We start from the raw sequence: 9,919 nt of genomic DNA, 5'->3' as shown, positions 1-9,919 counted from the left end.
GCGCGCCGCCGGCGCAGGGCCAGGAAACCGGCGGCCGCGAGCAGCGCGCCGCCGCCGAGCGCGGTGGCGGCCACGACCGGGGACCGGTCGCCGGCCAGCGCCATGCCGCCGAAGCCGGCCCCGATACCGCCGTCCGGCTGCGCGAACGCGGCCTGGTTGACCGCCGCGGTGTTGGGCAGCGCCACGTAGGGGAACGTGCCGCTGGGCTGGCGGTAGGGGGTGTTGACGCCGTCACCGGCGGCCAGCGCCGGCACGATCCTGCCGGTCTGCGCGGCGCCTTCCAGCGCCTGCAGCTCGATGTCGACCACGTCGTCGTTCAGGCGGCGCCCGTTGGGGTACCCGGCCAGGTCCGCACCCAGCACACCGAGGCGGTTCGGGTTCGAGGCGGGTGGCACGGCCATGTTCAGGCGCAGCTCCTCGGCTGGGGTGAACGCGCTCTTGCTGGCGTCCGCGTTCAGCATCTGGGAGTTGAGGTCCGCCTGGATCGGTCCGCAGGCCTTGCAGATCCCGGTCAGGAAGATCTCCACCAGGTCGTTGCGGGGACCGGCCGGGGCGGGGATGCCGTAGATCTTCTGGATCAGCTGCGGCACGATCGGGAACTTGACCTTGTCGACCACCGGGGTGACCGTGTGGTCCAGCTCTGGGGGCAGGGCGTTGAAGGCGTCCTTGTACTTCAGCGGCACGACGACCTCGTTGACCAGCGGGTTGCCCAGCCGGGAGACCTGGTGCCAGCCAGCTTCGCCGCCCTTGTCCTGGCTGGCGGTGCCTTCGCCGCCCTTGCTCTGGCTGGAGGCCACCTGCGCGCCCTGCCGGTCGGTGGTGGACCACACCCCGATCACCGGGTTACGGGTCGCGTCACCGTTCAGCGCGAGGTCCTTCTTGGGGACCTGCAGCACGATGGTGTTGACGTTGTAGCCGGCCAGGGTGTTGTGACCGGATTCCTTCAGGTTGCCGCCGTAGAGCAGGTCGAAGACCCGAAGGTCCAGGAAGAACGGGTCCGACGCCTGCCCGGCGAACGTCCTGCCGCCGCCCGGCAGGGACACCAGGGCCTGCTGGCGCAGCGAGGCGTAGTTCGGCATGGACGCCTTGCCGACATTGGACGGTGCCGCGGGCGCGTCCTTGACCAGTGTCTTCTTGCTGCCGTCGGCGTAGGTGGCGGTCAGGGTGTAGGTCTGACGGAAGTTCAGCGTCGGGTCGCTGAGGTTGTTCACGACCCCGGTGTTGTACAGGAACTGGCCGGCGTCGTCGCGGATGTGGTCGCTGAAGGTCCAGGTATAGGTGATGTCGGGCTTGCCGGTGCCCTTGCTGTCGATCTTGATGTTGTACTGGGCGTCGTTCGCGAACGGGTAGAAGTTCGGGCCGCCGTTTGGCTCCTCGAACGGGATCCAGTCAGACACCAAGGTGACCATGTCCGGGTTGTCCGGGCTGGTGAAGGCGTAGACGTCGGTGTTGTCGGCTTTCGGGTCGCCCGCGATCAGGGGGGCCTCGCGGTGGCTGGAGGCGGAGCTGACGCCGGGCGCGAGACCCGCGATGGAGGCGGCCGACACCAGGGCGACCGCCCCCAGGGCCGCCAGGGCGCGTTCGGGCGTGCGCGCCGAGAAACCAAGGCGCGGCAAGCGAAGGTGACGCATGGTCCATCCGTTTCCGATAGGTAGGTGAGCGCTTGCGGCCCCACTCGGACGACGCCTTCACTGATACGCACGTCGGCGACCTGACGGTGCGTTCGAAGTACGGCTTTAAGCAATTTCTAATCCACCCGAACATGGATATATCTGCCAGGCCGGTGGGCCGATCGGAGTCGCCGTGCTCGTCAGATGACCCGGACGGGCGACCAGCAGCCGCCACTCGGGCGTGCACCCGCGGCTCCCCGGGGGGGGGGAACCGCGACGCGTCCGACCGGGTGGCCCGGCTGATCCAGGCGAGTGACCGCGCGCGCCACCCCGGCGCGCGGGCCGAGGCGTCACGCCCGGTGCGCGCATGGTCGTGGTGGACGCCCGCTGACGCCGCTGCGCTCTGCGCCGATGCGCCTCCCGGGACCTGGGCCGGGCGCTCGCCAACCACCATCACGGAGGCATGCGATGACTTCGCGCCATCTGGCCCGCCGGGCCGCTGTCCTGGCCTGCGCTGTCGTGTGGCTCTACGGCGCGACCGCGCCCCGGGCCGAGGCGCACCCGCTCGGCAACTTCTCGATCAACCACTACACCGGCTTGCTCGTGCACCCCGACCACGTCGACGTACTGGCGGTCACGGACACCGCGGAGATCCCCACCCTGCAGCAGACATCCGCCGTCGACACCGACCACGACGGCACCGAGAGCCCTACCGAACGGGCCGCCTGGGCCCGCGCCCGCTGCGCGGAGACATCCGGGAAGCTCACCGTCACCACCCCCACGCCGCTGACCTTCACCGTGACCGCGTCCTCGTTCGTCTACCAGCCCGGAGCGGCGGGCCTGCGCACCAGTCGCCTCGAATGCCGCCTGCGGGCGCCGCTGAATCTGGCAGCAGGCCCGCTCACCTTCCACGTCGACACCGGTGCGGACAGCACCCGGGTCGGCTGGAACGAGATCACCGCCCAAGGTGCAGGCACCCACCTGCAGGACTCCACCGCCCCGCAGTCCTCCCCCTCCGACGAACTGCGCCACTACCCGCGCGACCTGCTCTCCACCCCCATGGGCGACACCCGCGCCCAGTTCACCGTCATCCCCGGCCAAGGGACGTCAACAACCAGCGGCAACACCCCCGACACCGGGTTGGCGGGCGGCCTCACCGCCGGCCTCGAAGGCCTCTACCGGCAGCTGACCGGCCTCGCCGCCACCCGGCACCTCACCGTCTGGATCGGATTCCTCGCCGTCCTGCTGTCCCTGATCCTCGGGGCCGGCCACGCCCTGCTGCCCGGCCACGGCAAGACCGTGATGGCCGCCTACCTCGCCGGCAAACGCGGCCGCGCCCGCGACGCGGTGACCGTGGGAGCCACCGTCACCCTCACTCACACCGCGGGGGTCCTGGTCATCGGACTGTCCCTGGCCACCTTCTCCTCCCTCGCGGGGGACACCGTGCTCAACTGGCTCGGCGTCGCCAGCGGCGCGCTCGTGGCCATCGTCGGCGCCAAACTCCTCACCGATGCCCTGCGCCGCATTCGAGGCACCACACACCCGGGCCAAGCCCCCTCACCGACCGCCACGCCAGCCGTGCCCGCCCTCATCGGCGCCACCGAACCGAGCGCCGGCAGCCACAGCGACAGCCCGCACAACGACGACGCCCACGGCCACGGCCATCACGACGAACCCGGTCACCACCACCACGACCACCACGGGTCAGGCGCCCACACGCACCAACATCCCCATCGCCACGGGCCGTTCGGACACCACCACGCCCACGACCCGGCCGCCCCCGCGCAGCCGTTCACCACCCGCGGCCTGATCGGCCTGGGCGTCGCCGGCGGCCTGGTCCCCAGCCCCTCCGCCCTGGTCGTGCTCCTGGGAGCCGTCGCCCTGGGCCGCACCGCCTTCGGCGCGACCCTCGTGGTGGCCTACGGCCTGGGCATGGCAGCGACCCTCACCGCGGTCGGCCTGCTCCTGGTACGCCTCGGAGACCGACTGGGCGCCATCAGCGACCGCCCGGCCTTCGCTGTGCTGCGCCGCATCGCACCCCACACCGCCACCCTGACCGCCGCCCTGGTCCTCATCGTCGGGCTCGGCCTGATGATCCGAAGCCTGGCACCGGCCCTGTGACCCCGGAAAGGCCCCGCACATGATCCTCCCCTACGCTCTCCCCCGCGCCGCCGCCCTTCTGGCCGCGGCAGCGCTACTGAGCGGCTGCACCGCGACCGAAGGCGCGCTGAACGCCCAACCGGACACACCGTCGCCCACCTGCCTGGTCCACCAGAGCAAGGATCCGGCGACCCGCTACACCGCGGGCACCAGCGCCGACACCCTCTCCATCCTGGAGCTGATGCGCTACTACACCGCCAACGGCACCAAGCCGTTCTGCGACGGAAAACCTGCCACCGCGACCGACCACCGCTGGATGGACCTCTACACGCGCCTCGGCGGAGACCGGACCCACATCTCGCATGAGGTTGCCGGTCGGGAGGAGCCGTTTTCTCCCTCTCCTCCCCTGTCTGGTTCGCTACGGGGTGGTCGGTGATGCGGGCCGGACGCCGGCCCCCTTCACCGCCGCGGCCGCGCCTTCCACCACACCCGGCAACCGGCGGACTCGACCTCGACCGCCCGGCTTCCTGCAGCTGTGACCTGTGGTCCCAGTCCGCACCGGCGAGGTGGCACACAACGGGCACCCACGCCGCAACAGGAATGGTGCGCACGACGGGGCCCCTCCCGAACCTGGCTGCCGTGATCCCGGTGGGGCTGTCGCAGGACTGCGGTCCGGCGCTGCGCGGTCCCAAGCCCATGAGTCTGTTTCTTCGTGCCGTGTGCGCGCTGGCCTTCGCAGGTCGGCAGGCGCACGCCGAGAAGTACAAGGCCATCCCGCCCACCACGGACTCACAGCATCGCGCCGAGAGACAGCCGCCCGAGCCCAGCGCGACGATCTGGCCGCCCAACGCGACACCGCCCGAGCCCACAACGCGCAGGCGCGAGGCGACAACCCTCCCAATGTCGGCACCGAGCCGGTCGACCCGGCGCGCGGCCCGCTGGTCGGCGGCCTAGCGTCGAAGTATGACCGTCACCAGCACAGTCGAGGTCGACTTCCCTGAGGAACTCGATCAGGAGCAGGTTGCCCATCTCAACCACTGCCTCGACGTCTACCGGCCTGACCCCGGCGTCACGAGCATCGGTCTGATCACGCTCGGCGGGCCGCCGACCCGCACGGTCCAGTTCGTCTGCCAGGGCGACCGGTCGACCCAGGCCGACATGGACAGCCTCGCTATGGTGATCGTGACGGACACGCTGGAGGACGCCGGCTTCAACCCGGGCACCCTGCGCATCCACACGGTCTGATCCGACACCGCGCGCTTCAGGCCGCCTGGCGACGGGGCGACGGCAGGACACGTCGCCGCTGCCCCGGACCGGCGGTGAGCCGGTCCCACTCCGGATCGGGGCGCCCCGGCACCGTCCGGCCGAGCGACTCCCACTGCGCCACCGTCTGCTCGTACAGCGGCGTCTCGCCCGACCGCACGGCCTGTGAAGGCACGCGGTCCCGATCCCGGTGGGGTCACGCCACCAACAACGAGACCGGCCCCGGCGGGTGCCGCGGCGTGCGCCCGCCCGGCCACCGGGCGCACGCGCCTTCACGCACCCCCGCAGACCCGTTTCGGCCCGCGCCCCACTGGCCAGAGATGCTCTATGTCCGGTGGGACTCCGGCACAAGCCGAACCGGACGGTGGAGCCCCCAGGCGTCCGTCCCCCCCCGGTGCCCGGGGGCTCCACTACCCCCACACATCGGGTCCTGCACCCTGCCACTCGACCAGGCCCAAGTCGTCGATGGCGTCCACGTCCAGGCCGGCGCGGCGGCAGAACTCCGCGACGTCCTTAAGGCTGTACGCCTTTCCGACATGTTCGCCCAGGATGTCCACCCGCCGGTACGGGCCGGTCATCGCGTCGGTCTGAACCGGGTGGACGACGACGTGCGCGTGATGGTCCGGCTCGGCGGGGGACAGCTCATCGCTCATCCCTCCAAGCTGCCCCAGCGCGATCCGGGCGGCATCCCCGCGCACCCCGGCCAGCGACGATGGGTGACCCACCCGATCGGACGCCACGACGCGCGGCCCCCTCCGGCCGCTGCTGAGCTGGGACGCACCCAACCAAGACAAGACAGGGAGCGCACCATGCCGGAGAACAACACCACACCGCAGAACCCTGACGCCGACGACACCCTCGACCTGTCCCACGAACTCCACGCCCCGCAGGACTTCCCGCCGCTCACCGACGAGGAGTTCGACGAGCTCGTCAACGCACAGCCCGACGAATGGCCGTAGGCCAGCAGCTTCCCGCGCGGCCCCCGGCTGCGATCGGGAACCAGTGCCGGGGAAGACCGGGCAGCTGACCGTGCCGGCCGCCATCAGCGGGCACCCCAGACACGGCGGACTCGACCTCGACCGCGAACCCCAAAGTTGCCCGCCCCTTGCTCTCGCTGGTGCCAAGTGGTGCCAGAAGTTCCGCGCAAATCCCCCACGTGCTCGCGGCCGTCGGACTCACGGTGGCGACCGTCGGCAGCCACGCACTGGCTCCACCTCTACGACAGCCTCGGGGCCGTCGCACTGCTCGGGTCCGTCCTCACTCGGATGCGCTCCGCGGGACATGGGCCAGCACGAGCGTCGGGCCGGCCGCTCCGGCCTGGAAGGTTGCCGTTTCTGCGTGGGAGTGCTCCGCGCGGGGGTGCTCAGCGGTGAACAGTGCCAGCAGGTCGTCGATCGTGATGTGGGCTTCGGCGGGGTGCCGCAGGGTTCCGCCGGGGATGAGGCAGTACCGGTTCGCGCGGCCGGCGCGGGTGTGGGTGAGGTAGCCGGCCTGCTCCAGTTCGGAGATGATCCGCTGGGCGGTGCGTTCGGTGATCAGGCAGTGGGCGGCGATGTCGCGGACCGAGATGGCAGGGTCGCGGGCGATCCGGACCAGGACACGGGTGTGGCTGGTGAGGAACGTCCAGCTCGCGCGTCGGGTCGCCATGGCCCGCGCCTTCCCCGGCCGCGTCGGGCTCTCACCTGCCCAACCGGCGCGGGGAGCATGTCCTTCGGGCGCCGGATGCGAGCGGCCGCACCCCGGCTGAACGATCCCGGCTGCGGCTCCGGTCGATCTCCCGCGCGAAAGAGCGCGCGGGCGCACAGCCGGTGGAGCGTTTGGTCGTCACGGCAGATGGTGAGGCTTGTGGTGTTCCCGGTGGGAGCCGGGCACGCCGGCTCGCGTCACCCGCCACCGGAGGGCAGCGGGGTTTCGGCCTCTATCCGCCTGACCGTCCGGTCGGGGCCCCGCTCTGATCGTCCCGCACGCCGCGCCGGACCAGGCACCGCAGGCACACCTCGTCGTGGTGCAGCACGCGGACGTCGCCGATCGGGCGTGTCTGGGCGGCGGGCGCGAGGAAGCGCCCGCACAGCGCGGTGCTGGCACCGGCCGGGACCACGTGCCACAGCAGCACCGTCCGCCACTCGTACTCGGCCTTCAGCTCGAACGGCTCGCCGGACACGGGCGCGGCTCAGCGTTGCGGCGTGCGTCCGGAGCGCTGCCAGCGCCACCCGGCGTAGAGCAGGTCGAGGACGAGGATCACGGCGCCGATGACCAGGAGGTGGAGCAGGCCGTGGGCGACGGCGCCGATGATGCCGAGCGCGACCGCGACGATGATCAGCAGCAGGAACAGGACCATCGCGCACCTCCTCGGTGGTGGGGTCAGCGGCGGGCGAGTTGCCGTTCGCCCTGGGTGCCGGGCTGGTAGGGCAGGCCGTAGTGCCGGAAGACCGCTTCCTCGTCGCCGGCGGGGAGGACGTCGTCGGTGCCGATCGCGGGGCAGTCTTTGACGAGCGCTTTGGCGTGGGCGACCTTGAGGTAGTCGGGTCCCGCGATCGCGCCGTCCAGGGGGACGAAGACCAGCCGGTGACGGGTGGGCAGGCCCACCTGGACCGTCGCCATGGCCGGCTCGTCGGTGCTGGTGTCCACGTAGACGGCCTCCAGCACGCCGATCTTCTTCCCGCCGCAGTCGACAACGTCACGGGTACGCCACTCACGGATGTCCGCCAACCCGATCACGCGGGGCCCCTTTCAGGTCCGGCCTGCGCGGCCTGTCGCTTCCAGTCTGCCCCCCTTGCCCCGGTCGCGGCGGCGCAGTGCCACAGCGCCGGCCCCGGCGGCGAGGAGTGAGGTGGTGGCGGGGTCCGGCCCGGTCCTGGCGCAGCCCGGAGGTTCTCCGGCCGGAGCCAGGGCCGAGGTACCGCTGGTCATGTTGTGACGAGGAAGATGGCCGCGTAGTGGGAGGGTGAGGGCGGCGATGGTGAGGGCGTGGAAGACCTCGTGGAAGCCGAACCAGCGCGGTGAGGGGTCGGGGCGTTTGAGTGCGTACACGACGGCGCCCGTTGTGTAGAGCAGGCCGCCGACGATGATGAGTGCGATGACCGCGATGCCGCCGGTGCGCGCGAAGGCGGGCAGGTAGAAGACCGCGGCCCAGCCCAGAGCGAGGTAGCACACGGTGTAGAGCCAGCGCGGTGCCTTGATCCACCAGACGCGGAACGCGATGCCGGCGGCGGCCCCGCCCCACACCAGGGACAGCAGCACCAGTCGCCGGCCCGCGGGCACCAGCACCGCCAGGGGCGTGTACGTGCCGGCGGTGATCAGGAAGATGTTCGCGTGGTCCAGCCGCCGCAGGACAGCTTCCGCGCGCGGACCCCAGGTTCCGCAGTGGTAGACCCCGCTGGTGCCCAGCAGCAGGCAGGCCGACAGCGCGTACACCGAGCAGGCCGCTGCCGCCGCGAGGCGTGCGAGGGCGACCAGGACGATGCCGCCGGCCAGCGAGAGAGGGAACATCGCGGTGTGCAGCCAGCCGCGCATCCTCGGCTTCGGCGCAGCCGCCGCGCACGGCGCCCCGCCTTCCGGCCGGGCGGTCAGCCGACCGGTCGTGGCGGGTGAATCGACCACCTGGATACGGAGGGCGTCGGGCGTGGTGCTGGAGCGGCCATGGGGCTCGCGTCCGCATACCGGCGGCCGGCCGTCTTCAGCGATCACACGCCCATGTTAGGGATTCGACGACGAGAGAGGGCGGCACCGGCCCGGGTCTGCGAATTCCCTTGGGGGCTGAAGGGATCGGAGCGGCTCGTGGTGTTCAGCATCGCCCGCGACGCGGACGCGGACGCGGTCGTCATCGTCACCGTCCACGGTCCCCTGGCCGTGGACGACCGGCCCGTGCTGTGCGGCGCCGTCGACGACCAACTGCGCCACCGCGCCTCCCGCATCGTGGTCGCCCTCGCCCCCGCCCGGGTGAGCGTGTGACCGCCTTCCGTCACAGCGCGGTTCCCGCGAGTTGGGGCTGTCCGGGCACACTCCGCGCCGCGCGGGTAGCGCGCGGCGCGGGCCGGGAACGGATGCCCGCCGAGCCGCCCACACAAAGGGCCTGGCCACCAGAAGCAAGGGAGCACACCGCAATGGCACACGGCGGGAACGTCATCGAGGAGCTGAAGGCCGACCACCGCGAGGTGGAGGAGATGTTCAACCAGATCAACGCACTGCCGCCGGGCGACCCCCAGCGCCGCCGGATCGCGGACGACTTCACCATCGAACTGGTCCGCCACTCGGTCGCCGAGGAGATGTACCTCTACCCCGCGGTACGCGAGCGCGTCACCGGTGGGGCGGCGATGGCTGACAAGGAGCTCGACGACCACGCCACGGTCGAGGAACTCCTGAAGGAACTGGAGGGCATGGACGCGGACCACTCAGGCTTCGACACACTGGTGGCCCGCGTGATCAGCGAGGTCGCCGCCCACGTCGCCGACGAGGAAGCACGGCTGTTCCCGGCCCTGGCTACCGCCTGCACCCCGGCCGAACTGGACGAACTCGGCGACAAGATCCGCTCCGCCAAGGCCAAGGCGCCCACCCGACCCCACCCGGCCGCCCCCGACCCCCCCGCCGATGAACAAGCTCGTCGCCCCCGGCACCGGGCTGGTCGATCGGGCCCGCGACCTGCTCTCCGGCCGCGGCCGCTCCTAACCCCAGCCCCGGCCCGCGCCCGACTGGTCCCCCGGCGCCCGAGCACCGCCAGGGGACCAGCCGGGTTTCGCTGCTGGGCTGCCCACGTGTCTGCCCGGAATTCGGCCGCCCCGGGGCCAGGATGGGGTCATGAGCACCCCCGACGAGCGTGACAACGACCAGGTCGACGACGAGGAACGGGAGCGGTCCGCAGAGCAGCGGAACATCACAGCACCCACCCCGAAGGACGTCCGCGCCAAAGGCGACGACGAGGACGCGAACGAGCCTCCATCAACCGACGG

At 71.6% G+C, this 9,919-nt stretch carries 12 protein-coding genes and 2 pseudogenes; 6 read left to right on the top strand and 8 right to left on the bottom strand.

The features are described from left to right. Window positions 1–1,631 (bottom strand): DUF4331 domain-containing protein (locus TR48_RS36085; RefSeq protein WP_042374822.1); only part of this gene is annotated, 1,631 nt, incomplete at its 3' end. A gap of 447 nt (window positions 1,632–2,078) precedes the next feature. Between TR48_RS36085 and TR48_RS36080 the strand changes: the two genes are divergently transcribed. The 3 genes from TR48_RS36080 to TR48_RS36070 all read left to right on the top strand — a co-directional run bounded on the left by TR48_RS36080 (window position 2,079) and on the right by TR48_RS36070 (window position 4,955). Beyond that, entirely contained in the window at window positions 2,079–3,731 is a 1,653-nt protein-coding gene (locus tag TR48_RS36080) for a nickel/cobalt transporter (RefSeq protein ID WP_174501768.1), read from the top strand. A 19-nt stretch (window positions 3,732–3,750) separates the two neighbouring features. Next, a complete protein-coding gene (locus tag TR48_RS36075) occupies window positions 3,751–4,146 on the top strand; it encodes a hypothetical protein (protein ID WP_052443329.1) in 396 nt (131 codons plus the stop codon). Between the two features lie 527 nt (window positions 4,147–4,673). Further along, window positions 4,674–4,955, top strand: a complete 282-nt coding sequence (locus TR48_RS36070; protein WP_042374814.1) for a hypothetical protein — start codon at window positions 4,674–4,676, stop codon at window positions 4,953–4,955. Between the two features lie 16 nt (window positions 4,956–4,971). On the opposite strand, the gene TR48_RS43970 is transcribed toward TR48_RS36070, so the two are convergent. Continuing rightward, window positions 4,972–5,148, bottom strand: a complete 177-nt coding sequence (locus TR48_RS43970; protein ID WP_161789976.1) for a hypothetical protein — start codon at window positions 5,146–5,148, stop codon at window positions 4,972–4,974. Window positions 5,149–5,383: 235 nt separating this feature from the next. Then, window positions 5,384–5,626, bottom strand: a complete 243-nt coding sequence (locus TR48_RS44610) for a hypothetical protein (protein WP_042374820.1) — start codon at window positions 5,624–5,626, stop codon at window positions 5,384–5,386. Window positions 5,627–5,782: 156 nt separating this feature from the next. On the opposite strand from TR48_RS44610, the gene TR48_RS43965 reads away from it, so the two are divergent. Then, window positions 5,783–5,932, top strand: coding sequence for a hypothetical protein (locus TR48_RS43965; RefSeq protein ID WP_161789975.1), 150 nt, complete (start codon window positions 5,783–5,785; stop codon window positions 5,930–5,932). A gap of 298 nt (window positions 5,933–6,230) precedes the next feature. Here the strand turns inward: TR48_RS43965 and TR48_RS36060 are convergent, their stop codons facing one another. From TR48_RS36060 to trhA, 5 genes and pseudogenes are all read right to left on the bottom strand, one after another. Then, window positions 6,231–6,620 carry a helix-turn-helix transcriptional regulator gene (locus tag TR48_RS36060; RefSeq protein ID WP_063771131.1) on the bottom strand — a complete coding sequence of 130 codons (390 nt, stop codon included), beginning with the start codon at window positions 6,618–6,620 and terminating at the stop codon, window positions 6,231–6,233. Between the two features lie 271 nt (window positions 6,621–6,891). Next, on the bottom strand, window positions 6,892–7,134 hold the full coding sequence (locus TR48_RS36055; protein WP_042374810.1) for a hypothetical protein: 243 nt from the start codon (window positions 7,132–7,134) through the stop codon (window positions 6,892–6,894). Window positions 7,135–7,143: 9 nt separating this feature from the next. After that, window positions 7,144–7,311: a hypothetical protein gene (locus TR48_RS44605; RefSeq protein WP_170183576.1), complete on the bottom strand. Its 168-nt coding sequence runs from the start codon at window positions 7,309–7,311 to the stop codon at window positions 7,144–7,146. Between the two features lie 23 nt (window positions 7,312–7,334). Beyond that, complete coding sequence (locus TR48_RS36050) at window positions 7,335–7,691, bottom strand: PRC-barrel domain-containing protein (RefSeq protein WP_042374808.1); 357 nt, start codon at window positions 7,689–7,691, stop codon at window positions 7,335–7,337. A 188-nt stretch (window positions 7,692–7,879) separates the two neighbouring features. Continuing rightward, window positions 7,880–8,486: pseudogene (trhA, locus tag TR48_RS36045) on the bottom strand (PAQR family membrane homeostasis protein TrhA). A gap of 264 nt (window positions 8,487–8,750) precedes the next feature. On the opposite strand from trhA, the gene TR48_RS43960 reads away from it, so the two are divergent. Together TR48_RS43960 and TR48_RS36040 are read left to right on the top strand one after the other, a co-directional pair. After that, window positions 8,751–8,924 carry a hypothetical protein gene (locus TR48_RS43960; RefSeq protein WP_161789974.1) on the top strand — a complete coding sequence of 58 codons (174 nt, stop codon included), beginning with the start codon at window positions 8,751–8,753 and terminating at the stop codon, window positions 8,922–8,924. A gap of 152 nt (window positions 8,925–9,076) precedes the next feature. After that, a pseudogene (locus TR48_RS36040) lies at window positions 9,077–9,638 on the top strand (hemerythrin domain-containing protein). The last annotated feature ends 281 nt before the right edge of the window (window positions 9,639–9,919 follow it).

Source organism: Streptacidiphilus neutrinimicus (assembly GCF_000787815.1).
Classification (GTDB): domain Bacteria; phylum Actinomycetota; class Actinomycetes; order Streptomycetales; family Streptomycetaceae; genus Streptacidiphilus; species Streptacidiphilus neutrinimicus.
Note: the sequence above shows the minus strand (reverse complement) of the source record. Positions and strands in the feature narration are given on the sequence as shown.